A 23,695-nucleotide genomic window follows, 5' to 3' on the forward strand; every position below is an offset into this window, starting at 1 on the left:
CAGGGGCGTCGCCAAGCGGTAAGGCAGCAGGTTTTGATCCTGCCATGCGTTGGTTCGAATCCAGCCGCCCCTGCCATTTTCCTTATACTCATCCAGGTATACCCTCAGCCTTCAGGTACTGCGCGTGTCCAAGATGATGGTCTTTACGGGGAACGCTAACCCCGATCTGGCTCGGCGTGTCGTACGTCAGCTGCATATCCCTCTCGGTGACGTCTCTGTCGGTAAATTCTCCGACGGTGAGATCAGCACTGAGATCAATGAAAATGTTCGCGGTAAAGACGTTTTCATTATTCAGCCGACCTGTGCCCCGACCAACGATAACCTGATGGAACTGGTAGTGATGGCCGACGCCTTCCGCCGCTCCTCAGCATCCCGAATCACCGCCGTGATTCCTTACTTCGGATATGCCCGCCAGGACCGCCGTCCGCGTTCGGCACGTGTAGCCATCAGCGCCAAAGTCGTTGCTGACATGCTCACTGTCGTAGGTATCGACCGTGTTCTCACCGTCGACCTGCACGCTGACCAGATCCAAGGCTTCTTCGATATCCCCGTCGACAACATCTACGGCTCGCCCGTACTGGTTGACGACATCGAAGACCAGCGTTTCGAGAACCTGATGATCGTCTCCCCGGACATCGGTGGTGTTGTGCGCGCACGCGCCGTCGCCAAGTCCCTGGGCGTCGATCTGGGTATCATCGACAAACGCCGTGAGAAGGCAAACCACTCCGAGGTCATGCACATCATCGGCGACGTCGAAGGGCGCACCTGCATCCTGGTAGACGACATGGTCGACACCGCCGGCACCCTGTGCCACGCGGCCAAAGCCCTGAAAGAACACGGCGCTGCCAAGGTTTACGCCTACTGCACGCACCCTGTCCTGTCGGGCCGCGCGATCGAGAACATCGAGAAGTCGGTACTGGACGAGCTGGTGGTGACCAACACCGTTCCGCTGTCCGCCGCTGCTCAAGCCTGTGACCGTATCCGCCAGCTGGATATCGCACCGGTTGTCGCTGAAGCGGTACGCCGCATCAGCAACGAAGAATCGATCAGCGCGATGTTCCGCTAAGCGGAACACGTGTTGATGTGAAGCGCCCCGCCCCAACCTGTGTTGGGGCGGGGCTTTTTTGCCATCCCCGTCTGGCGCTGGTCGCAAACGCCATTCGGGAGGCTATTTTGGAGAAGCAAAATGACTGATTTCATCCTGAACGCCCAAGCGCGTACTGACCTGGGGAAAGGTGCGAGCCGCCGCCTGCGTCACGCCGCCAGCATCCCTGCCGTAGTTTACGGTGGCGATAAAGAAGCCCAATCCCTGACCATCGTGGCCAAGGAAATCGCCAAGCTGTTCGAAAACGAAGCTGCCTTCAGCCACGTTATCGAACTGAACGTCGACGGCGCCAAGCAGAACGTCGTGGTCAAGGCCATGCAGCGTCACCCAGCCAAAGGCTTCATCATGCACGCCGACTTCGTTCGCGTCGTAGCTGGCCAGAAGCTGACTGCTGTTGTTCCAGTGCACTTCATCAACGAAGAAGCACCGGTCAAGAAAGGCGGCGAGATCTCGCACGTTGAATCGCAGATCGAAGTTTCCTGCGAAGCCAAAGACCTGCCAGAGTTCATCGAAGTCGACCTGGCCAACGCTGAAATCGGCACCATCATCCACCTGTCGGACCTGAAAGCTCCGAAAGGCGTAGAGTTCGTAGCTCTGGCCCACGGTGATGACAAAGCTGTTGCCAACGTTCACGCTCCGCGCGTTGCCGCTGAAGCTGCTGACGAAGGCGCTGCCGAGTAATCCACTCGCACGCCGGTGTTGATCGGGTTACAGTGCGCGCCGCGCCCTGTAACCCACCAACTCCAAGGAAGAGCCCCTGACGTGACCGCCATCCAGTTGATCGTTGGCCTGGGTAACCCCGGCCCCGAATACGAACAGACCCGGCATAACGCAGGGGCTCTTTTCGTTGAACGCATTGCCAGCGCCCAGCGTGTATCGCTGACCGCTGACAAAAAATATTTCGGCCTGACGGCTAAGTTCAGCCATCAGGGCAACGACGTTCGTTTGTTGATCCCCACCACCTACATGAACCGTAGCGGCCAGGCCGTGGCGGCGTTGGCCAATTTCTTCCGCATCAAGCCGGAAGCGATACTGGTGGCACACGACGAACTCGATCTGCCCCCGGGCGTTGCCAAGCTCAAGCGCGGCGGCGGCCATGGTGGGCACAACGGCCTGCGCGACATCATCGCGCAGCTCGGTAACCAGAACGACTTCCACCGCCTGCGGCTTGGCATTGGCCACCCGGGTGACGCCAAACTGGTCTCCAACTTCGTCCTGGGCCGCGCGCCGCGCGCCGAGCAGGAGAAGCTCGACGCCAGCATCGATTTTGCCCTCGGCGTGCTGCCGGACGTGCTTGCCGGCGATTTCGCCAAGGCGATGCGCGAGCTGCACAGCCAGAAGGCCTGATTTCCTTTAGAGAGGGGAATACCCATGGGTTTCAATTGCGGCATCGTCGGCCTGCCCAACGTCGGCAAGTCCACCCTGTTCAACGCCCTGACCAAGTCTGGCATCGCGGCGGAGAATTTCCCTTTCTGCACCATCGAGCCGAACAGCGGCATCGTGCCGATGCCCGATGCGCGTCTGGCTGCGCTGGCTGAAATCGTCAAGCCAAACCGCATCCTGCCGACCACCATGGAATTCGTGGACATCGCCGGCCTGGTTGCCGGTGCCTCGAAAGGCGAAGGCCTGGGCAACAAGTTCCTCGCCAACATCCGCGAGACCGACGCCATTGCCCACGTGGTGCGCTGCTTCGAAGACGAGAACGTGATCCACGTTTCCAACAGCGTCGACCCCAAGCGTGACATCGAGATCATCGACCTCGAACTGATCTTCGCCGACCTCGACAGCTGCGAAAAGCAACTGCAGAAGGTAGCGCGCAACGCCAAGGGTGGCGACAAGGATGCCCTGGCGCAGAAGGCCATTCTGGAAAAGCTGATCCCGCACTTCACCGAAGGCAAGCCTGCGCGCAGCCTGATGAAGAACATGGCTGAGGACGAAAAGGCCCTGATCCGTGGCTTCCACCTGCTGACCAGCAAGCCGGTGATGTACATCGCCAACGTCGCTGAAGACGGCTTCGAGAACAACCCGCACCTGGACGTGGTCAAGGCCATTGCCGAGGAAGAAGGCGCGGTAGTGGTGCCGGTGTGCAACAAGATCGAAGCAGAAATCGCCGAGCTGGATGACGGTGAAGAGAAAGACATGTTCCTGGAGGCCCTGGGCCTTGAAGAGCCTGGCCTGAACCGCGTGATCCGCGCCGGTTACGAGCTGCTGAACCTGCAGACCTACTTCACTGCCGGCGTGCAGGAAGTCCGTGCCTGGACCGTGCGTGTCGGTGCCACCGCGCCACAGGCGGCCGGTGTGATTCACACGGACTTCGAAAAAGGCTTCATCCGCGCTGAAGTGGTGGCCTATGACGACTTCATCCAGTTCAAGGGTGAAAGCGGTGCCAAGGAAGCCGGTAAGTGGCGTCTGGAAGGCAAGGACTACATCGTCAAAGACGGTGATGTGATGCACTTCCGCTTCAACGTCTAAGCGGTACCCTGCAGCACCCACAAACCCCTTGAGGCTTGCGCTTCAAGGGGTTTTGTTTTGCCTGCAAGTTGGTACAGCCATGACACATGATTTGATGTCCCGTATATGCCCTGGCATCACAAATGATGTGCCTCACCACTGGATACCCATCCTACGCCTTATCCCCCAAAGTAGAGGCCGTTGACGCAGCCCCCACGCGTCACACCGGGCGACAATCATAACCTCGAGCCCGGCCGCCTCCCCCGCCCGCACAAGAACCAGAACTCCGGCGAAGGCACCTTTTCGTCTTGCGATCTCGAATCCGGAGTACTGAACATGAGCAGATCCAGCACCGGGCTGCATCCCGGCATCCTCACCTTGGCGATCACCGCCTTCGCAATCGGCGTCGCCGAATTCATCATCGTCGGCATTCTGCCGTCGATCTCCGCAGCCTTTTCTATTTCCCTCGCTAGCGCCGGCAGCCTGGTTGGGCTGTATGCCTTGGCCTTGGCCATCGGCACGCCGTTGATCGTTATCGGCCTGGGGCGTTTCCCGAAAAAAATCGTGCTGATGGTACTGATCGGTGTGTTTCTGCTGGGGAACCTGATCTCGGCCTTAGCGCCGAATTACCCTGTTTTGTTATTGGGGCGCATCATCACCGCGCTGGCGCACGGTAGCTTCTTCGCTATTGGCGCTACAGTGGCAGCTGGTCTGGCACGAGAAGGCCAGGCCAGCAAGGCGATTGCAGTGATGTTCGCCGGCCTGACACTGGCGATGGTCATTGGTGTGCCGCTGGGCAGCTACCTTGGCAACGCCCTCGGCTGGCGCCTGCCATTTTATGCTGTGGCGTTGCTCGCCCTGATTGCGCTGCTGGCCACCGCAGTTTGGCTCCCACGGCAGCCGGCCAGTAAACCCGGCAATGCCCTGGGACAGTTAGCTGCACTCCGCAGCCCGGCGATCTGGGCGATGATGTCGGTCACTATCCTTGGCTTCGGTGCGAGCTTCTCGGCATTCACCTTCATCACACCAATCCTGACAGACATCACCGGGTTCTCCGCCAGCAGCGCCAGCGTGCTGCTACTGGTGTTCGGTGTGGCCACCATGATCGGCAACCTGCTTGGTGGCCGGTTGTCCGATAGCCTGGGCTGGGAACGAACCTTGCGTCTGCTGTTTGGCGTATTGGCTCTGACGCTGGTAGCACTGGCTCTGTCGCTGCAGTACAAAGTTCTGATGGTGATCACCATGTTCGTCTGGGGCATCGTTGCCTTCGGCATGACTCCAGCGTTCCAGACCGGCATGTTGTCCACCGCCCGATTGCATACACCCAAGGCAGTAGACTTCGCTTCGGGATTGAACATCTCGGCATTCAACCTGGGCATCACCCTGGGCGAACGTGCAGGTAGCATGCTGGTGGAAAACGGCCAGCTGGCGATTACCCCCTGGGCTGGTGTTGCTGCAGCCTTACTGGTGAATCTGCCACTGGCCTGGTTGCTGTGGCGCCGGAAAGTGACTATAGCGACCTGCTGATCGGCGGTAACTGATTCGCTCTGCTCCAGCGAGGCACTGTATGCAAGCTGGAGCGAGAGCAAGAGCCTGGAAGTTGAGAATGGCCATGCCGAAATAGGCCGCAACCGCGATCAAAGTATGCTGCGAATAGTCCCGCCCTCCACTCGCATTGCCATCCCATTGAGCGCGGGTGATGCGGCCAGATGCACCACACTACGGGCCACCTCCTCCGGCTCGATCATGCGACGGATCAACGAAGTGGGCTCGGTCTGGTCGAAGTAGTCGGCCACCACCTGCTGCGGGCTGATGCCCTTTTCCTCGGCGATTTCGGCATGGTAACGACGTACCGCCTCAGTGCTGGTGGGCCCCGGCAGGATGCTGTTGACCCGCACCGCGCTTCCCTTGGTCAGCTCGGCCAAGGCACGGGATATTCCTAGCAGGCAAGACTTCATGGCACCGTAGTGGACCATCCAAGGCTGCGGCTTGACTGCCGATTCACTACTGATGAACACCACCGAACCCTGGCCCGCTGCAAGCATGTCGGCCAGCACCAGGCGAGTCATGCGTACCGCTGTCATGACATTCACGTCGAAATAATGAAACCACTGCGTGTCGTCTGTCTCGAAGAAGTCGCGCACCTCAAAGATGCCGACACAGTTGATCAAGTAATCGATCGGGCCGTTGCATCGGGCCTGCTCGACAAGACGCTCGGCAACACCCGGCTGGGTCAGATCGCCAGCGAGACCACTGCTGCGAGGGCCAAGGGCTTCGCAGGCTTCGGCGACCATGGCCTCAGTCAGCCCACTGACTACCACATTGGCGCCTTCGTCCAGGAAGCACTGGGCAATGGCCCTACCTATACCAGTGGCGCCGCCGGTGATCAGAACATTCTTGCCGGTCAGTTGGTAATCCACGATGTCGTACCTTTTGTAGTTGTTCTTGCCAGGAATCTATTACGAATCGGCGCGACACCCGTATTCACTTCCCGTGCAAATACAATTCAGCAAATGTTGATACGAATCGACGTCACAAGAGTTGTGCGTGGTTAGCGACTGGTCGCGCCTTCGGCAAGTTCTTACCGTAGGGCCGCAATCCAAATTGCTTCCCTCCACTACCAATAAGAAAGGTCCACGATGAAAATCTTCATAACCGGCGCTTCGGGCTACATCGGTGGCTCGGTAGCCAAGTACCTGGTAGACGCCGGACACGAGGTCACCGGCCTGATCCGCGATCCTGCCAAACGCGAGGCCCTGCAAGCCTTGGGCATCACTCCAGTGCTGGGCACCTTGGATGACACCTACATCCTCACCCAACAGGCCCAGGCAGCCGATGCCGTCGTGCACACCGCCGACTCGGACCACCGGGCCAGCGTCGAGACCTTCATCAACGCCCTACGCGGCAGCGGCAAACCGTTCATTCACACCTCTGGCTCCAGTGTGGTAGGCGACGACGCGCGCGGAGCCTACGAACGGGAGGCGATCTTCACCGACGAGACGCCCTTCGAGCCGATGGATATTCGTCGCGACCGTGTAGCGATCAACCAACGAGTGCGCAATGCCGGCGTGGAACTGGGCATTCGGGCCATTGTGTTCTGTCCGACCATGATCTACGGCGATGCACTGGGCCTGCCCACCGCCAGCGACCAGTTGCCCAAGCTGCTGGCCAAGTCGCGTCAGTTCAGCGCGGGCGCTTATATGGGCGCAGGCGTACATCGATGGTCCAACGTACACATTGAGGACCTAGCCGAGCTGTATCGACTGGCATTGGAAAAGGCACCTTCGGCGTCGTTGTTCTTTGCCGAAAACGGCGAGGCTTCGTTCATCGAGATCGCGACGTCCATCAGCCACGCACTGGGTTTCGAAGGGCGTATCGAGAGCTGGCCGGCGGACGAGGCGATTGCCGAACTAGGTGACTGGGCACGCTTTGCGATTGGCTCAAACAGCCGGGTAAGGGCGGTAAATGCGCGGCAGCTGCTGGGCTGGTTGCCCAAGCGCGAGACGATTCACCAGTGGCTGCGCAGCACCAGCGTGCATTGGTAAGCAAACCTGTTTAGTCGGTATCCCCCACTTAGAGTCAAACAGAATCTGGCGGGTGCAGGAAACCCCACACCCGCCCCACTACCGCCTCACTTCCACCAATACTCCACTTGCACCCCGAAGTTGCTGCCATGCAGCGCATTGCCGAAAGCGCCGCTTTCAGACAACGCCGAGCCCGCCGCAATCTCATTGGCGGCGCGCTGAGCTGCTTGGTTCCATCGCGCATATGTGTAGTAAAGGCGTATCTCAGGTCGCTGCCAGAAGCCCGGCCCTGCCGGCGACCAAGTGGGAGCGATGGTGAACTTGGTCAATTTGCGCGTACCGCCGGGAGCATCGATCTGGTCGCGACCAAGCTCCGTGATCAGCTTGAAATGTTCGCTGAACGCGTACACCGGACGCACTCCCAGCGACAACCAATCTTGGTCATTTCCATCAGGGCGCCGGTCTTTCTGGTAAACCACCTGGAACTGTCCGCCGAAACGCGGCGTCAGTCGCCAGTCGAAGTATTCCACCGCCCGCCAGCTCTGGTTACCGTTGTCCAGGGTAGGGTCGCCGGTATAGCCCAAGGCGGTGCCTGGGCCACGGCCGTATTGGAGGGCGAACGTGTTCAAACCGCCGAAAAAACCCTTCTGTTTATGTTGCGCTGCCACTGACCACCCGCTGTGGCTGTCGCGGCTGTCGGGCCGTTGCAGGTAACTCACGCCGAACTCCAGCTCTCCCCCCAAGTTGCTCTTGAAGCCACCGACATTGAAATCGTGACGGTTGATGTAGGGCTCCTGAAACAGGTTGTCCTTGCGCGAGAACACATAGCTGTACTTGAGGTCGCCAATGGCCACTTCGTCAAAACCGAAGCCTGTAGCGCTCTGATTCCAATAGAAATAGTCGGAGATATGAATGTCGTTACGCCGGTAGTAGCGCCGGCCGGCCCAGAACGCACCACCGTTGAGTACCGGCATGTCACGCCACTGGGCATACATCTGCACCATCCGGGAATAGCCATGCTCGCCTGTGAACTGTGGACTGTGGCCATAGCCAGCGAACAGCTGGGCCATACCCACCACACTCAGGGTCGAGCCGTCGTCAGGCTTGATCAGGTCTTGAGCCAATTGAAGTTCGGCGAGCTGTTCGCACTCGTTGCCCAAGCGGTACTTCGAGGGTGAGCCGGGAAGCTGAAAGCAGCTCTGGCTACCACCACTGGAGGCGCCGCCGGCGCCGGTTCGGAAGTAGCCAGTGAACTCCAGGGCATGGGCCGGCAATACGAGCGTAGCCAGGGACGCCCCGGCAAGGGTGGTGAGGGACTTCAGTTTCATGGTGGTGCTCCGCTTTGTTGTTTTTGTGTTGCGGGCGATCAGCTTTCTGCGGGCGACAGCCGTCCGTGGCGAGGGCGTCAGACACGCGCTCACCCGCCGCACGATCGCGGCGTAAATCGTTTATTGGGATCAGTTACTGTCGTCAGTCGGGGGAAAGGGTCATGCCTTGCACTCTTGTTGTTTTTTTCGGGCAAGATTTGGTGATAGTAGGTCCAGCCCTGTCGGGTATGGCCAGCACGCTCCTACAGCAATCGTTGTAATCGCTGTAGGAGCGTGGTCCTGCTGTGGGAGAACTGCAGTTTCAGATCAGTCGATCAACTCTCGCGCCACGCTCTCGATGCCTTCGGCATCCAGCTTGTAGTGACGGTAGAGGTGGGTGGGCGGCGCGATCAGGCTGTACTCGTCATGGATGCCATGACGACGAATGCGCGTACCGATACCTGCTTCAGCGATCACCTCGCATACAGCGCCCCCCAGGCCACCGATGATGTTGTGCTCTTCGACGGTAAGGATCGCCCGGCTCTGGCGCGCAACGCGCAGCACAGCGTCCACATCCAGCGGTTTGACGGTGGTCATGTCCAGTACCCCCACCGAGCGACCTTGGGCATTAAGTGCCTTGGCTGCCTGCAGGGCAGGATGCACGGTCGAGCCTGTGGCAATGATGGTCAACTCATCACCGGTAAGCAGCGTGGTGGCCTTACCGAACTCGAACACAGGTTCTTCTTGGTACACCACCGGGTCACGCCCGCGCTGGATGCGGAAGTAGATCGGCTGCGGATGTTTGGCCGAGGCCTTGATCGCGGCCTTGAGCTGGTTGGCATCGGCCGGTGCGACGATGGTGATGTCAGCAATCGCGCGCATGATCGCCAGGTCTTCGGTGGCATGGTGCGAGGTTCCATAGAAGCCCAGGGATATCCCGGCGTGGTGGCCAATCAGGCGCACCGGTAGTGCCGAGTAAGCGACATCCATGCGAATCTGCTCGCAGCACAAAAGCGGCAGGAACGAGGCAAAGGTGGCTACGAATGGCTTCATCCCGACCGCAGCCATACCTGCGGCGCACGACACCATGTTCTGCTCGGAGATTCCGAACTGCACGAAGCGCTCCGGATGAAGCTGAGCAAATTTGGCCAGGCCGTTGGAGTACTGAAGGTCCGCAGTACCTGCGACCACCGGTTCGCCCTGCTCGACCAACGCCAGCAATGCATCGGACAACGCGTCCAGGCCAGGCGTTTGAGTATTGAGGGCACGGTACTGCCAGGAGTTGGGGGACAGGGGGGCAGTATTCATGATCAGATCACCTTGCTCTTGATTTCGTCGATGGCGCGTTGCGCGTCTTCTGGGTCCAGGTAGCCCAAGTGCCAGCCAGGTTCAGTCTCCATATACGAGACGCCTTTACCCTTGAGGGTCTGGGCAATGATGCACACCGGCTTCTCACGGCCCTTTTCAGCCTTGATACGCCGCAACAGTGGGGTCAGCGCGGCCAGGTCGTGGCCATCGACGTCGTAGACGTCCCAGCCGAACGCACGCCATTTGTCAGCCAGTGGCTCAACACCAATCACATCGTCAACGCTGCCATCCAGCTGGAAACCGTTGCGATCGACGATGGCCACCAGGCTGCCTACCTTGTGATGCGAGGCGGCCATGGCCGCTTCCCACACCTGGCCCTCCTGCATTTCACCGTCGCCGACCATGACAAACGTGGTGAAGTCCTGACCGAGCATACGCCCAGCCATCGCCATGCCCAGCCCGCCGGATAGTGCGTGGCCAATGGAGCCGGAGGAGAAATCGACACCCGGCACCTTGCGCATGTCCGGGTGGTCGCCCAGCGGGTTACCCAGCCGGGTGTAGCCATCGAGGATCTCCTTGTCGAAGAAGCCCCATTCCACCAACACCGGGAACAAGCCAACGGCGGCGTGGCCCTTGCCCATCATGAAGCGGTCGCGCAGCGGCCACTTGGGCTCGCCATGCCGTAGGGACATCACGTCGTAGTAAAGCGCGGCGAACAATTCGGCTGCGGAAAACACCGAGGTGTAGTGGCCAACTTTTGCAATCTCGATGAGGCGAATGGTTTCCAGACGAATGAACTGCGCCTTCTCGCGCAAGCGCGCGAGCTCGGTGGGCGTGAGGGCGTACTCATCGGTGTTGCTCGGATCAACTGCTAGGGTCATGTCGCACCTTGGATCGGTAGTCTGTCAGAAGGCGCCGGTCAGGCGCTGACGGCCATTGCTGCATCGAGACGCGGCTGCATGTAACGGCTCAGTCGTGGCATAACTTCACGGGCGGTCAATTCCATCGAACGGCGCCACAAGGCCTCGTCATCCCATTCGTGGAAAGTGGTCATCAGGGTGCCGAACGGACCGGTCTGCTCGCTGAAGGCGACCAATTGATCGACCACACCGTCAGCATCGCCGTAGATCACCATCTCGCGGATGCAGTGATCGACGGTGACCTCGGCGTCAGTCATGTCAGGGCGGGTCTTGAAGATCTGCATGTAGTTGTTGCTGGCGAGGTTATCGATCATGTACTCGAAGTAACGTCGCAGGGTGCAGTTCGGGTCGGCCAGGTAGTCCTCGGCCTGGGCTTGGGAGTCTGCGACGAACACCGAACGTGCCACACGCCAGTTGCGCGGGTCGGCCTGATGGCCGGCCTCCTCTGCCCCCTTGAGGTAAGCCTGCCAGTGTGACGCTACCGTGGCGGTCGGGTTGAAGTTTGCGGACATCAGGTCCCAGTCCTTGCTGCCGGCCAGTTTCGCGGTGCTGGAGAACGGGCTCATAGCGGTAGTGGCAGGGCGCGGGAACGGATGCTGGAATGGCTTGGGCATATAGCCAATCTCCAGCTCATGATTGACCGTATTCACCAGCGACACATCGAAGAACTCACCTGAGAACTGGTAGGGTGCATTGCTGCTCCAGATCTTGCGGATCATCTCGTAGCACTCGACCATCATCCGGCCACGGTCTTTGCCGTTACTGCCATAGACTTCAAAGTCGGAGGCCAACCCCCCTGGGCCGATCCCCATAATGAAGCGACCACGGCTCATGTGGTCGAACATGGCAGCGTCAGCAGCGATACGCGCCGGGTGATGGTGCGGCAGGTTGAGCACGCCGGTGCACAGTTTGATGCGCTGGGTCAGCGGGATCATTGCAGACATGAACTGCAGGGCGTTGGTAATCGGCTCAGTGCGCTGCGAGGTGTGCTCACCGATCCACATTTCGTCGTAGCCGACCTTATCGGCGTGTACGACACAGGCAATGTCCTGGTCGTACATTTCATGGTAGTCCCAGCCCTTATGGTGTAGAGGCTGCATGAACATCGCGAGTTTCATGGTGGTTCTCCTTTATCAGGCGATAGGGTGCCCAGACGCCCACACGGGCGCCTTGGCGGTGGGACGAGGGAGGGAGTCAGCTGCCGTGCAGCAACCAACCGCCGTCGACCGTTATGTCAGTGCCGGTGAGGTACGAGGCCAGGGGCGATGCCAGGAACAACGCCACGTTGGCGATTTCATATGGCTCCCCAGGGCGACCTAGCGGGATGTTTTCAAGAACTCGGTTCTGCTGGTGCTGACGGAACAGTTCGGGTTCCAGGTTGCCCGGTGTTGCGGTCAGCCCAGGCGAGATGGAGTTGACCCGGATGCCATGCCTACTCAGGTCTTTGGCCAGGCTGCGAGTCATGGCCAAGATCGCGCCTTTGCTGGTGTCGTAGGTCACATGGTTGGTCATCGGTCGGTGACCGCACACCGAGGACAGGTTGATGATGCCGCCTCCCTCCCCATGTCGGCGAATTTGCGCCTGGGCGCACTGGGCGCCAAAAAAAACGGCGCGGGTATTGATTGCCTGCATACGATCCCAAAAGCTTTCGTCCACCTCGTCGATGGACTTGAGTGGGTAAATGCCAGCGTTATTCACCCAGATGCGCAGCCGGCCCTGCCCACTCGCCTCGGCCGCTAGCCGTTCGAGTTGCTCACGGCAACTGACGTCGGTAGCGACGAAGTGCACGTCCAAGCCTTCGTGCACTAGCTCATCGGTGCGCTCGCGGGCCAGACTGCCGATCACCACCCGAGCACCGGCCTGGGCCAGACGTCGGGAAATGTCCAGGCCGATGCCAGAGCTACCTCCGGTGACCACTGCTACTTGGCCACGCAGGTCCAGCAGACTCTCGAACGGTGTCTCAGTAAGATGCTGGTATTCGATAACGTCCATTGGCACTCCTCAGGCTGTTGCCAGGGCCATGATCTGCTGCGGTGCGACTTGCTCACCGTCGAGAACGCCCTGGCAAGTGCCACGGGCCATGACCATCACGCGATGGGAAAGGCCTATCACCTCGTCCAGGTCCGAGCTCACCACCACGACGGCCGCACCACTGGCGGCGAGGTCGGCGATCAGCTGGTAGATCGCGGCGCGGGCCCCCATGTCTATGCCACGGGTCGGCTCGTCGAGGATGATCACCTTGGGTTCACGGGCGATCCATTTGGCGATTACTACCTTCTGCTGGTTGCCGCCAGAGAGCTTGTCCAGAGGCTTGTCCGGATCGCCCTTGACGCCGAGGGTGGCGATGCGCTCGCTGGCGAAGGCATCAATCCTGCCCCGCGTCAGCAACCCTCGAATGCCGAGGCGGTCAAGGTTGCAATAGGCCAGGTTCTCGGCGATCGAATGGTCCAGCACCACGCCTTCGGCCTTGCGGTCCTCGGGCACCAGCACCACGCCGGCGTCAATCGAGCCACGCACACCGTCCAGACGCAGGACGTGACCGTCGACTATCACCTCGCCGCTGGCCACCGGGTCGACTCCGGCAATTGCCCGGATCACCTCGCTACGCCCGGCGCCGACCATACCGGCGATTCCAAAAACTTCACCGGCGCGCACCGAGAACGAGATGTCCTGAAAACGCTTGCTGCGGCAGGTCAGGTGACGCACCGTCAACACTTCTCGGGCAAGGGGCGCTGCGATGACCGGGAACAGCCGTTCGATCGAACGGCCGACCATCTGTGCCACCAACACGCCCACCTCAACATCTGCTTGAGCGTGATGGGCGACCAGGTGGCCGTCACGCATGACTACGATGCGGTCAGCAATACGGCCGATTTCTTCCATTCGGTGGCTAATGTAGATGAACGAAACGCCTTCGCGCTTGAGCGCCTCGATCTGCTCGAATAGCCGTTCAGTCTCCTCCCCGCCCAGCGCAGCGGTGGGCTCATCAAGGATCAGCAGCTGTGAGTTCAGGGTCAGGGCTTTGGCGATTTCCACCAACTGCTGAGCGGCAATGCTCAGCTCGCGTACCAGTGTTTCCGGCGAAATGTCCAGGCCCAGGCGCTCGAGCTGCACCTGTGCCTCAAGGCGCATGCGCCGGCGGTCCACTACGCCATTGCGTGTAGGCAGATGGCCAAGGAAGATGTTCTCCGCCACGCTCAGCTCAGGCAGTAGCTGAATCTCCTGGTGGATCATGATCACCCCTTGGGCGATGGCATCCTTCGGGCAGGTCGGCGCATAGGGCTGGCCCTCCAGGGTCATGCGGCCACGGCTCGGGCACAGGGAGCCGGCGATGATCGACGACAGCGTGGACTTGCCAGCGCCGTTTTCGCCAAGTAGCGCCAACACTTCACCGCGCCCGATTTCCAGGCTGATGCTCTCCAGCACACCAATACCGTTGAATGACATCCCCAACTGGTCGGCGCGGAAGAATGGCGCGTGCGTGCTTGCCATTTTCATGCTCGGCGTCCTTTTCATGGGTGACGGGCGATGAACGTCTCGACGTTCTCGCGGGTGGTGACGAATGCGGGCAGCGCCTGATGCTTCTCCACCGGCGCGCCAGCCTTGAGGGCAAGTGCAGTACGCAGGGCGATACGGCCCATCTCCACAGATTGCTGAGTGATGGTCATGTCCATCTTGCCGTCACGGACCGCCTCCAGCGCAGGACGCAGGCCGTCGTAGCCAAAAATCCACACCTTGTGCTGTACGTTGGCCACGCGTACGGCCTGGGCGGCGCCCAGGGCGGGGGCATCTGAGCGGCCAACGAAGACATCGATCTGCGGATGCTTCTGCAACATGTCCTGGGCCACCTTGAAGCCGTTATCCTGCAACCAGTCGGTGGGTTTGCGATCGATGATCACCATACCCGGGGTCTTGGCCAGTTCGACGTCGAAGCCGTCGGCGCGGGTCTTCTCGGTGGTGTCGCCAAGGGTGCCCTGGAGCAGGCCGACCTGCGCCTTGCCACCGGTCAGTTTCACCACCTGGCGCGCCAGCTCGGCGGCAGCAGCGGTGTTGTCAGTGGAGACGTACGCATCACACTCGACGTTCTTCGGGAAGTTATCGACGCACACCACCGGTACACCCTGCTGTTTGGCCAAGCGTACTGGTACCGCCGAGGCAGCAGAGCCGGTGGCGGTGTACAGCAGTACGTCGATACCCTTGCTCAGCAAGTCCTGGATCTGGCTGACCTGACGCGCGGCGTCGGCCTGCGCGTCAACGACCAGCACCTCCTTGATGCCATCTTTTGCGGCCTGCTCCAGCACGCCGTCACGCACCATCAGGTAGAACTCCCATTGCAGGCTGGGGATCGACATACCGACTTTCAACGGTTTGCCTTCAGCATTGGCCAAGGCGGGCAGTAGCAGCAGGGCAAGAAAAACGCGCACACGCGAAGAGAAAACGTTCATTACACGCCTCCAGAATTGTTCTGATTGTCAAAGGCTGGTGAGGGGGTTACGCGGTCTTTCGCTTCATGGCATCAAGCATCACTGCAGCGGCAATGACAGCACCAATGATCACTTGCTGAACGAAGGGCGAGATACCGGCCAGGTTCAAGCCGTTGCGCAGTACGCCGATGATCAGGACGCCCACCAGAGTGCCGACCACGCTGCCAGCGCCGCCCTTGAGGCTGCCGCCGCCGATCACCACCGCTGCGATCACATCCAGTTCGTAGCCGACCCCGGCGCCTGCACCGGCGGTGTCAAGGCGCGAAGTGAGGATGACCCCACCCAAGGCGGCGGTGATACCGCAGATCACGTAGACGATGGCGGTATGGGTCTTGACCCGTATGCCCGACAGCTTGGCCACCTTGGCGCTACCGCCGATTGCGTAAAGACTGCGCCCGGCCACGGTAAAGCGCAGCACGAACCAGAACAGCAGGGCCAAAACCACGAAACAGGCCACAGTCAGCGACACCACGCCGGCGTACCGGATGATGGAAAGGTTGCCGAACCATTCCGGAAAGCCGCTGATCTGCGTACCGTCGGTAACCATGTAGGCCAGGCCACGGGCAACGGACATCATTGCCAGCGTGGCGATGAACGAAGGCAAGCCGGCACGCACCACCAGCATCGCAGTGACACCGCCGCAGGCTGCGCCAGTAAGCAGTGCCGCGCCGATTGCCAAGCCCATGGGAAGGCCCATGACGTGCTCGGCCCAACTCATGACCATGATCGACACGGCCAGCACCGCCCCAACCGACAGGTCGATCCCACCGATCAAGATAACCAGTGTCATACCCAATGCCATGATGCCCAGCACGGTCACCTGGTCGAGGATATTGAGGAGGTTGCTCAAGGTGAGAAATGCGTCGGTGGTCAGGCTGAGCACGACGCAAAGTAGGACCAGGCCGAGCAACGGACCGGTGATACCCGACGCCTGGGCATTGAGCTTTAATGAAGGTGGCATCAGGCGCACCTTGGAACTGAAGCCATACATACGAACACCACTTCTTGTATTTATTTGAGGGGTACGAGCATTAATTGCAGTCAGGCTGCCAATTCTCTGAAGCGCCCACCCATGTAAACGAGTGGCGACTCCAGCGACTGGGTGATGACGTTCACGACATTACCAATGAAGATGGTGTGAGAGCCGTATTCCACCGCCTGGACGACTTCACAGAAGATCGAAGCCTGGGCGTCGGCCAGGTAGCGCAGCCCGTTGACGCCTACAGCCCAGTCGCCATCGACGAAACGCCGGTCTCGCAGTTCAGGCTTGCTGAAGATTGCGCACAGGGCCTCATGCTCCTTCTGCAACATGTTCACGCAGAACAGGCCAGATCGCTTGATAATTGGTGACGCACTGGAACTACGGTTGACGCAGACCAGCGCAGATGCGGGGTCCATCGAAACCGAGGAGAACGCGGTGGCAGCCAGGCCGTGCGGGCAGCAGTGCTCGTCGACAGTGGTGACCAACGTGACCGATGAGGCGAAACGCCCCATGGCGCTGCGAAACAGATCGGCGACATCCTGATTGCCGTGGGTGGTTTGATTCGATGCAACTGACATCATTCAACTCCTCTTAGCGTTGAGCCTGTTGCCATGTTAAGGAGCGTTCTTACCTGACAAGTATTCGATTTTCCCGGAATGACTTTTCAGCGCATTTGAAAAGCCACCCTCTGTATTGGTCGCCTTCAAGCCATTACATTGCCAAGCTTTAAGCAAGCGTGAAAAATGAAGCGATAGCACGCAATAACGACAACGAGGTAACGCCATGGCAGACAGACTCCAAGACCTACGGCTGTTCAGGCTGGTGGTACAGAGCGGCTCATTGTCGATGGCCGGGCGTCAGCTTGGCCTTTCGCCAGCGGCCATGAGTGGCCGTCTCAAGGCGATGGAGGAGTTCTATGGTCTCCGCCTGCTCAAACGCAACACGCGTGGGTTGAGCCCCACCGCCGAAGGGTTGTACCTATTCGAATCGGCGCAGAAGATCCTGGAGGACGTGGAGGCGCTAGACAGCGTCATCCGTGGCGGTAGCGCGCAACTGCGCGGCACCATAGGCGTAACCTGCCCCACCGACCTCGGCCGCCAGTGGGTCAGCCAACTGGTCGATGCTTTCGTCGAGGAGCACCCCCATGTGACCGTGCGGCTATTCTTCACCGACCGCTTGCTGGATTTCGTCGAGTCCGGCTCGGACATCGCGATCCGCTATGGCAACCTGCCCGACAGTACCTTGGTGGCGCGTTCGTTGGGGGGCGACCGTCGCATTGTCTGCTGCTCGCCAGATTACCTGGCACGCCACGGTACGCCGCAGTGCCCGGAGCAGTTGCAGGAGCACAACTGCTTGATCCATCTACAGGCGGATTTCCCCCAGGACAAGTGGCGCTTCACTCGTGACGGGGAAACGTTTTCGGTGCACGTCCGGGGTAATCGCTTGGTCAACGATGGTTTCACCCTGCGCCAATGGGCGCTGCAAGGGTTGGGCATCGCCTGGAAGTCGGTCTGGGAGGTTGCCGAAGATATTCACGAGCAGCGGCTGGTGCCGCTGCTGGAGGATTTCAGCTGCCCAGCGACCGGCTTCCACCTACTGACCGAGGGTGGTAAGAAACTGCCCCAGCGGGTACGGGCGTTCGTTGATTTCGCAGTGCGCTATTTCAACGAACTGGAAACACCTGCGCGCCACCTGCTCAAGCCTGTAGGGCATTAAAGAATCAAGAAGCCCTGCAACCGACATGAGGCCAGCATCGACCGTTTTTACATCCATGCCAGCCTCGCCATGTCTCGGAACACCGGCCCGAGCGCGTCTAGCATCTTGCCGTACACCTCTCGCCGCTGCCGGTACAACCCGTACCTCGATTTGTCCGGCAGCGTCACCCCATTCACCGTCCCCACCATGCGTCCAGCAGCCTTATTCAGGTCGGTGAACACCCCAGCTCCGTGACCAGCCAACAGCGCCGCCCCCCGGGCCGCGGCCTCGAATACCCCATGACGACGATAAGCCAGCCCTAGCACGTCAGCCTTGATCTGATTAAACACCTCGCTCGAGGCCCCCCCACCCACCACCAGCACATCAGCTTCGACAGGCCTCAAGCCAGTACCCAGCATGGCCTTCAGAAAACCGGCGTACTCAAAGGCGGTAGCCTCGACCATCGCCCGTTGCATGTCGGCCAGGCCGTGCTGCCAGGTCAGGCCAACAAAGGCACCGCGCATATCTGCAAACAACGGCAAATGACGGCCACCCATGTGCGGCACAAACAACAACGGTGGCACCTGTGTGAGCTCTCGCAATGCCGCGCTTACATCCTGGGGCGGGCGGGCTTGAGCTCGCAGCGACTCCAACCAGTCACAGCACAACCCGCCGCCACCGACGTAACCGGCGTTGTAATAAAGCCCCGGTATGCAGTGGCGTAGGGTCAGCAATGTGTGGTGGTGATGGTCCACGGTGAAGTCGTCACGTACAGCGCAGAACACAGAGCCGGTGCCAGCAATGTCTACTAGCTGCCCTGGCACTGACACGCCACTGCCCAGTAAGGTCGCGGCGACATCACCGCATCCGGCGAAAACCGGCGTACCCTGAAGAAGACCAAGCGTGTGGGCTATGCCGCGGGTCAGACCACCAATCCGCTCCCACGGTTCTACGACGCGCGGCAGGTGAGCTGGGTCAAGCTCTAAGGCACGGACTAAGTCCAGGTTCCAGCCGCTGGCGGGAACATCGGCAAAACAGTTGAACCCCAGGCAAGTGGTATCCATGAACGCTGCTTGCCCGTCCAACCCACACAGGCGCCCGGTCACCAAAGCACAAGGGACCGTCAATTTGCACAAGCGTTGGTAGAGATCTGGCTGTTGCTGGCGGATCTGCAGCCACCTGGCGCCGTGGCTGGCAATTAGTTGGCTACCCGAGCGCGCCACGATCTGTTCCTCATGGGGCCGCAACAAGGCCACGCTTGAGGCGCAAGACAGGTCGAGCCACGCATCGCAGGACGTGGCGGGTTCCCCCATGGCATCCACCGCGCAAAGTCCGGCCATCTGCCCACACAATGCGATACCGGCGACCTGCGCCGGGCTTGCCCGGGCTTCGTCAAGTGCTTGCCGGATAGCCGCCAGCGGTGCATCGAGAAACCCCTCTCGAACCATGCCCATCCCGGCCCGTCGTGCCATCGGCACATCGCCCACACGCGCGACACCACGCAAGGTACCCTGGGCATCGACGGCCACGGCGCGGGTGCTGGAGGTACCAAGATCAACACCGACGAGAATCGCCTGGCTGCTCACGTTGCGCACCTCGACCAAAGTCACCGCAGCACAGTCACGGTCATTTAACGTGCACGTGCTCGACGAGAAAATCCAGAACCGCGCGAACCCGCAGCGGCACATAGCCGTCCTGGCCGACGAACACTGCATGGACCTCTTCCAGGTCGCCTGGGTTGTACGCCTCCATCACCGGTACCAGACGCCCCTCGGCGATGTCCTCACGCACCCGGAACGCGGCCAACCTTGCCAGCCCTGTGCCATTGAGCGCCAGGCGGCGCAAGGCTTCGCCATCACTAGCCTGAACGTTCCCCGCCGTGACTACCTTGATCACCTGACCACCGTCCTCCAAGGGCCAGCCATTGAAGGCTCGAGCATAGTTGGCCGTCAGCAGATTGTGGCGCTGCAGCGCTGCGGGACTGTCCGGAACACCATGAACTTGAAGATAGTCGGGCGCGCCAACGATCACCATCCGCGTGTGGCCGAGCTTCCGAGCGATCAGGTTGGAGCTTTTCATGGGGCCTGCTCGTACAGCGATATCGGTGCGCTGACCGACCACGTCGATCACCTCGTCGGTCAGCACCAGATCGAGCTTCACTTCTGGCAGGTGCTCAATGAGCAATGGGACCAACGGCAACAGGTAGTGATAACCGAACGCCATGTTGGCATTGATGCGCACCCTTCCTCGTGGCGCATCCTGGGATGCGACGTTGCGCTCCAGTTCATCCAGGTCGGCGAGTAGACCCAAACCACGCTCGTAGTAAGCACGACCTTCATAGGTCAGGCTCAACTGCCGGGTTGAACGGTTGAACAGTCGTGACCCCAACCTCCCTTCCAGCCGTGCAACCAGCTTGCTCACCGCCGAGGGCGTTATACGCAGGTCTCGCGCCGCCGCAGAGAAACTTCCGGCCTGGACAACACGCACGAAAACCTCCAGTTCACCGGAACGGTTGATATCAAGTCGGGCCATTGCTGATCCTTGGGCACAAGTATGCAAAGCTTAACTTGCGGCGCGAGGGCTGGGCAGGCCGCGCCTGGTTAAAACTGTTTTCGAAATCAATGAAAAGCGAGGTAACTCCCTCGAGATAGGCCGATTGACGTTCCAGTTCCTTACACGAACTCAATTCACAATTGTTGTGAATTATCTGGATCTACAGCACAACCTGAAGCTGTCATAGGCTGGGCGTCATTTCTTGTCTTGCGATCCTTAGCCATGAATCCTACTTTGCAGAGACTTGCCTCTGGAGGCCTGAGCATCGGCCTCGAACTGCCTTTGGACAACGATTGGAACAGCATGCGCGAGCAGTCTCGTCAGCGGGCAGGGACACCGTTCGGGATACCCGATCTAGCCCACCACGCGCGCCTGGCCACCCTCGCTGACCGCCTGGGATTCCGAGCTCTTTGGGTACGTGACGTGCCTCTGTACGATCCAAAATTCGGCGATGCTGCACAGGTATTCGAGGTATTCACCTACCTAGGTTTCCTCGCCGGGGTGACCCGCAATATCTTGCTCGGCACCGCTGCAGTGGTGTTACCGATCCGCGAACCGTTGCTGACCATGAAGGCAGCTGCCAGCGCAGACCTGCTAAGTGGCGGACGCTTGTTGCTGGGGGTGGCCAGTGGTGATCGACCGGTGGAGTACCCGTTGTTCGGCCGCGACTTCGATAACCGTGGTGAGGCGTTTCGCAAGCAAATCACCCTGCTGCGTGAATGGCGTAGTGCCGATTTACCGGCTGGCGTCGAAGTACTTCCGAGGCCGCTCCAGCCTTTACCGCTGCTGGTGGCGGGCCTGGCACAACAGAGCCCAGCCTGGGTCGGCGAGCACTTGGACGGCTGGCTGGCCTACCCTGGCACTCCGACCGAACACGTGCGCCGCGCGGGGGTGTGGCGTGAGGTGGCGGGTGACAAGCCATACGTGTCGTTCATCCACCTGGACCTGGATGAAAACCCCGACGCGCCGCTGGAGCGTCACCGCTTCGGCTGCAAGGTCGGGCGAAAGGGGTTGATTGCAGAACTCGAGGCCATGCACGCCGCAGGTGTGGCGCATATTGGTCTGCATTTGCGCCACAACCGACGTCCGTTGGACGAGACACTGGAAGAGTTGGGAACATTCGTGCTACCGCATTTCCATGGCTAGCCGCTTGTTTGATCTGGCGGTGAGCCCGCTCGTCCCGCTAGAGCTGCGCAGGTGGGCCAAGCCATTCATTAATAGGGGCATGACATGACGCAACGTACCTTTCTGATCACAGGAGCCAGCAAGGGCATTGGCCGGGCAATCTCCGAGCAACTGGTGGAAGAGGGCCATCAGGTCGTTGGTATTGCTCGCCAGGCTGATGATGTCAGCTTCCCCGGCGAATTGATCGCCGGGGACCTGAGCGACTCAGAGCGTTTGTTTGCGATGCTGGCGGAATTGACGAAACACTACGAGTTCGACGGCCTGGTAAACAACGTCGGCTTGGTCCGTCCCCAGATGCTGGAAAACGTTGATCTGGCAAGCTTCGATGAGGTTATGCGGGTTAACTTGCACCCCGCGCTGCAGGCGACCCAAGCGCTGCTGCCAGGGATGCGCAAGCGCTGTTGGGGGCGCGTGGTGAACATCTCCAGCCTGACCGTGCTTGGTATTCGCCAGCGCACATCTTATGCGGCCGCCAAGGCAGCACTGATTAGCTTCACTCGCAGTTGGGCGCTGGAACTGGCACAAACCGGAATCACAGTTAATGCGGTCGCTCCAGGGCCGGTCGAGACCGAACTGTTCCGCGGCGGTAATCCGGTGGGCAGCGCAGGCGAAGCTGCCTATATCGCCGCGGTGCCGATGGGGCGGCTAGGGCAGCCACAAGAGATCGCGTCGGCAGTGGCCTTCCTGCTCGGAGAGGGCAGCGCTTTCATTACTGGGCAGACAATCTACGTTGACGGTGGCGCATCGATCGGTCGAAGCGGTCTTTGATAACAGGAATAGCGCCCTAATTGCGAGGCTTGGCCAACCAACGGAAGCGGGTTGGCTTGAGCCTAACGGCCCACTCGAAATCAAGAACATCATCTGACTCATGAGCAGGGCTTGTTGGGGGCTTAGCGGGTGGCAAGTCAGAGCGGCCTGTATTGACTGGATCGGAGACCCCAATCGATACCCCCATTGAGGTAGCGGTGTTGGTTAAAAGGCTCAGGGATACGATCGAGCTGTCTCTAACCTGTTTACTCAGCACAGCACAATCGTTTACCAAATTGGATGTTCACCTAACAGCGACCTTATGTCCTGAAGTTCAGACATGCGGCACCTTTACGATCGTGGTGAGCAAATAACCTTCTTTTAATCTAAAAGCTTCAGCCTTAGTTTTCAGCCTCGCCAAGAACCGTAAGACACCCCGGGCGTGCCAAGTGACAGGCCCATCACACTTTTATGCCCGCACAGATGAAGAAAACGACCAACACTCTTAGAGGCAACACACATGACTATCCACTGGAGTTTTGACCCTGTCCTGGTGACTTTCGGGCCATTCACTATCCACTGGTACGGGGTACTTTTCGTCGGAGCATTCCTGGCTGCGCAAAGAATACTCAGAGGCATCTTCAAGGCTGAGGGCGTCAACCCGGATTACGCAGAGCGGTTATTTTACTACGCGGTTGTCGGCGCCATAGTCGGCGCGCGACTTGTCCATTGTTTCCTTTACGACCCTGAATACTATCTCAGCAATCCTTGGTCGATCCTCCGTGTTTGGGAAGGTGGCCTGGCTAGCCACGGTGGAATGATCGGTGTACTGATTGGACTATGGTTTGGATCTCGATCATTGAGATCGGAGATGCCCCTCCTCTGGCTGATCGACCGAGCAAGCCTTCCCGCAGCATTGGGATCAGCGTTTGTACGGATCGGCAATTTTGTGAATTCTGAGATTCTGGGCAAGCCTACCTACTCAGACTGGGGCGTCGTATTTCAGTCTGTTGATGCAATGCCACGCCATCCCGTTCAGCTCTATGAGGCGGTAGCCTATCTGCTGACGTTCTTGGTTCTGCTTGGTTGCTACAAAAAATTCAAGCACAGCACTCCCCATGGCCTGTTGTTTGGAGTGTTCTTGACCCTGGTGTTTTCGGCACGCTTGGTCCTCGAGTTTTTAAAGGAGCCACAGGCCGCCTACGAGGCCTACCAGCTGTTCAGCACAGGTCAATACCTAAGCCTTCCAATGGTATTGATAGGCGGGATGCTGACCTGGTGGTCGATCGCTTGTATTGCACGCGATGACAAGAAAATGGCTGGGTCAGCACAGGCTTAACCCAAGCGGTGTGGAGAAGGTGGATGATGCGTGTGGATGAAGGCGCAGTCTGCCCCCTAACGCGCACAGAAGCAGTCTTTATAGGCAGGGGCTCC

General features: G+C 59.7%; 22 protein-coding genes and 1 tRNA gene. 11 read left to right on the top strand and 12 right to left on the bottom strand.

The window, feature by feature from the left end; genetic code table 11:
- Position 1 precedes the first annotated feature (1 nt).
- The 6 genes from OO258_RS01655 to OO258_RS01680 all read left to right on the top strand — a co-directional run bounded on the left by OO258_RS01655 (position 2) and on the right by OO258_RS01680 (position 5,083).
- A tRNA-Gln gene (locus OO258_RS01655) sits at positions 2-76 on the top strand.
- A 48-nt stretch (positions 77-124) separates the two neighbouring features.
- A complete protein-coding gene (locus OO258_RS01660) occupies positions 125-1,066 on the top strand; it encodes a ribose-phosphate pyrophosphokinase (protein ID WP_003247410.1) in 942 nt (313 codons plus the stop codon).
- 120 nt (positions 1,067-1,186) lie between these two features.
- The gene (locus OO258_RS01665) at positions 1,187-1,786 is read left to right on the top strand and encodes a 50S ribosomal protein L25/general stress protein Ctc (protein ID WP_110745481.1); all 600 of its coding nucleotides are present in this window, start codon (positions 1,187-1,189) and stop codon (positions 1,784-1,786) included.
- Positions 1,787-1,867: 81 nt separating this feature from the next.
- Positions 1,868-2,452: an aminoacyl-tRNA hydrolase gene (gene pth, locus OO258_RS01670; protein ID WP_009686183.1), complete on the top strand. Its 585-nt coding sequence runs from the start codon at positions 1,868-1,870 to the stop codon at positions 2,450-2,452.
- A gap of 24 nt (positions 2,453-2,476) precedes the next feature.
- On the top strand, positions 2,477-3,577 hold the full coding sequence (gene ychF / locus OO258_RS01675) for a redox-regulated ATPase YchF (RefSeq protein WP_266028611.1): 1,101 nt from the start codon (positions 2,477-2,479) through the stop codon (positions 3,575-3,577).
- Between the two features lie 315 nt (positions 3,578-3,892).
- Positions 3,893-5,083 carry an MFS transporter gene (locus tag OO258_RS01680; RefSeq protein ID WP_266028613.1) on the top strand — a complete coding sequence of 397 codons (1,191 nt, stop codon included), beginning with the start codon at positions 3,893-3,895 and terminating at the stop codon, positions 5,081-5,083.
- 110 nt (positions 5,084-5,193) lie between these two features.
- On the opposite strand, the gene OO258_RS01685 is transcribed toward OO258_RS01680, so the two are convergent.
- Entirely contained in the window at positions 5,194-5,976 is a 783-nt protein-coding gene (locus OO258_RS01685; protein ID WP_266028615.1) for an SDR family NAD(P)-dependent oxidoreductase, read from the bottom strand.
- Between the two features lie 219 nt (positions 5,977-6,195).
- Here OO258_RS01685 and OO258_RS01690 point away from each other — a divergent pair, with 219 nt between their 5' ends.
- Positions 6,196-7,101, top strand: a complete 906-nt coding sequence (locus OO258_RS01690; RefSeq protein ID WP_266028616.1) for an NAD-dependent epimerase/dehydratase family protein — start codon at positions 6,196-6,198, stop codon at positions 7,099-7,101.
- 86 nt (positions 7,102-7,187) lie between these two features.
- On the opposite strand, the gene OO258_RS01695 is transcribed toward OO258_RS01690, so the two are convergent.
- The 9 genes from OO258_RS01695 to OO258_RS01735 form a co-directional block, all read right to left on the bottom strand.
- Positions 7,188-8,408, bottom strand: a complete 1,221-nt coding sequence (locus tag OO258_RS01695; RefSeq protein ID WP_266028617.1) for a maltoporin — start codon at positions 8,406-8,408, stop codon at positions 7,188-7,190.
- A 306-nt stretch (positions 8,409-8,714) separates the two neighbouring features.
- Positions 8,715-9,695 carry a transketolase family protein gene (locus tag OO258_RS01700; protein ID WP_266028618.1) on the bottom strand — a complete coding sequence of 327 codons (981 nt, stop codon included), beginning with the start codon at positions 9,693-9,695 and terminating at the stop codon, positions 8,715-8,717.
- A gap of 2 nt (positions 9,696-9,697) precedes the next feature.
- Complete coding sequence (locus tag OO258_RS01705; RefSeq protein WP_266028619.1) at positions 9,698-10,576, bottom strand: transketolase; 879 nt, start codon at positions 10,574-10,576, stop codon at positions 9,698-9,700.
- Positions 10,577-10,614: 38 nt separating this feature from the next.
- Positions 10,615-11,733, bottom strand: coding sequence for an LLM class flavin-dependent oxidoreductase (locus OO258_RS01710; RefSeq protein WP_266028620.1), 1,119 nt, complete (start codon positions 11,731-11,733; stop codon positions 10,615-10,617).
- A gap of 76 nt (positions 11,734-11,809) precedes the next feature.
- Positions 11,810-12,607: an SDR family NAD(P)-dependent oxidoreductase gene (locus tag OO258_RS01715; RefSeq protein ID WP_266028622.1), complete on the bottom strand. Its 798-nt coding sequence runs from the start codon at positions 12,605-12,607 to the stop codon at positions 11,810-11,812.
- A 9-nt stretch (positions 12,608-12,616) separates the two neighbouring features.
- Complete coding sequence (locus tag OO258_RS01720) at positions 12,617-14,113, bottom strand: sugar ABC transporter ATP-binding protein (RefSeq protein ID WP_266028623.1); 1,497 nt, start codon at positions 14,111-14,113, stop codon at positions 12,617-12,619.
- Between the two features lie 14 nt (positions 14,114-14,127).
- Positions 14,128-15,060 carry a substrate-binding domain-containing protein gene (locus tag OO258_RS01725; protein WP_266028624.1) on the bottom strand — a complete coding sequence of 311 codons (933 nt, stop codon included), beginning with the start codon at positions 15,058-15,060 and terminating at the stop codon, positions 14,128-14,130.
- 46 nt (positions 15,061-15,106) lie between these two features.
- Positions 15,107-16,060 (bottom strand): ABC transporter permease, encoded by a 954-nt coding sequence (locus OO258_RS01730; RefSeq protein WP_266028626.1) that lies wholly within the window; start codon positions 16,058-16,060, stop codon positions 15,107-15,109.
- 80 nt (positions 16,061-16,140) lie between these two features.
- A complete protein-coding gene (locus OO258_RS01735) occupies positions 16,141-16,659 on the bottom strand; it encodes a flavin reductase family protein (RefSeq protein WP_266028628.1) in 519 nt (172 codons plus the stop codon).
- A gap of 205 nt (positions 16,660-16,864) precedes the next feature.
- On the opposite strand from OO258_RS01735, the gene OO258_RS01740 reads away from it, so the two are divergent.
- Positions 16,865-17,797 (top strand): LysR family transcriptional regulator, encoded by a 933-nt coding sequence (locus OO258_RS01740; RefSeq protein ID WP_266028629.1) that lies wholly within the window; start codon positions 16,865-16,867, stop codon positions 17,795-17,797.
- 47 nt (positions 17,798-17,844) lie between these two features.
- Here OO258_RS01740 and OO258_RS01745 read toward each other — a convergent pair whose 3' ends face one another.
- Both OO258_RS01745 and OO258_RS01750 read right to left on the bottom strand, forming a co-directional pair.
- Positions 17,845-19,362 carry a xylulokinase gene (locus OO258_RS01745; RefSeq protein WP_266028630.1) on the bottom strand — a complete coding sequence of 506 codons (1,518 nt, stop codon included), beginning with the start codon at positions 19,360-19,362 and terminating at the stop codon, positions 17,845-17,847.
- 40 nt (positions 19,363-19,402) lie between these two features.
- Positions 19,403-20,308, bottom strand: coding sequence for a LysR family transcriptional regulator (locus OO258_RS01750; protein ID WP_266028631.1), 906 nt, complete (start codon positions 20,306-20,308; stop codon positions 19,403-19,405).
- A gap of 243 nt (positions 20,309-20,551) precedes the next feature.
- On the opposite strand from OO258_RS01750, the gene OO258_RS01755 reads away from it, so the two are divergent.
- The 3 genes from OO258_RS01755 to lgt all read left to right on the top strand — a co-directional run bounded on the left by OO258_RS01755 (position 20,552) and on the right by lgt (position 23,600).
- Positions 20,552-21,475 (top strand): TIGR03571 family LLM class oxidoreductase, encoded by a 924-nt coding sequence (locus OO258_RS01755; RefSeq protein WP_266028632.1) that lies wholly within the window; start codon positions 20,552-20,554, stop codon positions 21,473-21,475.
- Positions 21,476-21,559: 84 nt separating this feature from the next.
- Positions 21,560-22,282, top strand: a complete 723-nt coding sequence (locus tag OO258_RS01760; RefSeq protein ID WP_266028634.1) for an SDR family oxidoreductase — start codon at positions 21,560-21,562, stop codon at positions 22,280-22,282.
- 499 nt (positions 22,283-22,781) lie between these two features.
- Complete coding sequence (gene lgt / locus OO258_RS01765) at positions 22,782-23,600, top strand: prolipoprotein diacylglyceryl transferase (protein ID WP_266028636.1); 819 nt, start codon at positions 22,782-22,784, stop codon at positions 23,598-23,600.
- Positions 23,601-23,695 lie beyond the last annotated feature (95 nt).

This window comes from Pseudomonas sp. DCB_BI, assembly GCF_026240995.1.
GTDB lineage: Bacteria > Pseudomonadota > Gammaproteobacteria > Pseudomonadales > Pseudomonadaceae > Aquipseudomonas.

Coding starts and splice junctions, on each gene's coding strand:
- ychF (WP_266028611.1), top strand. CDS start 2,477: ATGGGTTTCAATTGCGGCATCGTCGGCCTGCCCAACGTCGGCAAGTCC.
- OO258_RS01665 (WP_110745481.1), top strand. CDS start 1,187: ATGACTGATTTCATCCTGAACGCCCAAGCGCGTACTGACCTGGGGAAA.
- OO258_RS01710 (WP_266028620.1), bottom strand. CDS start 11,733: ATGAAACTCGCGATGTTCATGCAGCCTCTACACCATAAGGGCTGGGAC.
- OO258_RS01730 (WP_266028626.1), bottom strand. CDS start 16,060: ATGCCACCTTCATTAAAGCTCAATGCCCAGGCGTCGGGTATCACCGGT.
- OO258_RS01715 (WP_266028622.1), bottom strand. CDS start 12,607: ATGGACGTTATCGAATACCAGCATCTTACTGAGACACCGTTCGAGAGT.
- OO258_RS01725 (WP_266028624.1), bottom strand. CDS start 15,060: ATGAACGTTTTCTCTTCGCGTGTGCGCGTTTTTCTTGCCCTGCTGCTA.
- OO258_RS01720 (WP_266028623.1), bottom strand. CDS start 14,113: ATGAAAATGGCAAGCACGCACGCGCCATTCTTCCGCGCCGACCAGTTG.
- OO258_RS01755 (WP_266028632.1), top strand. CDS start 20,552: ATGAATCCTACTTTGCAGAGACTTGCCTCTGGAGGCCTGAGCATCGGC.
- OO258_RS01750 (WP_266028631.1), bottom strand. CDS start 20,308: ATGGCCCGACTTGATATCAACCGTTCCGGTGAACTGGAGGTTTTCGTG.
- OO258_RS01760 (WP_266028634.1), top strand. CDS start 21,560: ATGACGCAACGTACCTTTCTGATCACAGGAGCCAGCAAGGGCATTGGC.
- OO258_RS01735 (WP_266028628.1), bottom strand. CDS start 16,659: ATGTCAGTTGCATCGAATCAAACCACCCACGGCAATCAGGATGTCGCC.
- OO258_RS01690 (WP_266028616.1), top strand. CDS start 6,196: ATGAAAATCTTCATAACCGGCGCTTCGGGCTACATCGGTGGCTCGGTA.
- OO258_RS01705 (WP_266028619.1), bottom strand. CDS start 10,576: ATGACCCTAGCAGTTGATCCGAGCAACACCGATGAGTACGCCCTCACG.
- OO258_RS01680 (WP_266028613.1), top strand. CDS start 3,893: ATGAGCAGATCCAGCACCGGGCTGCATCCCGGCATCCTCACCTTGGCG.
- OO258_RS01700 (WP_266028618.1), bottom strand. CDS start 9,695: ATGAATACTGCCCCCCTGTCCCCCAACTCCTGGCAGTACCGTGCCCTC.
- OO258_RS01695 (WP_266028617.1), bottom strand. CDS start 8,408: ATGAAACTGAAGTCCCTCACCACCCTTGCCGGGGCGTCCCTGGCTACG.
- lgt (WP_266028636.1), top strand. CDS start 22,782: ATGACTATCCACTGGAGTTTTGACCCTGTCCTGGTGACTTTCGGGCCA.
- OO258_RS01740 (WP_266028629.1), top strand. CDS start 16,865: ATGGCAGACAGACTCCAAGACCTACGGCTGTTCAGGCTGGTGGTACAG.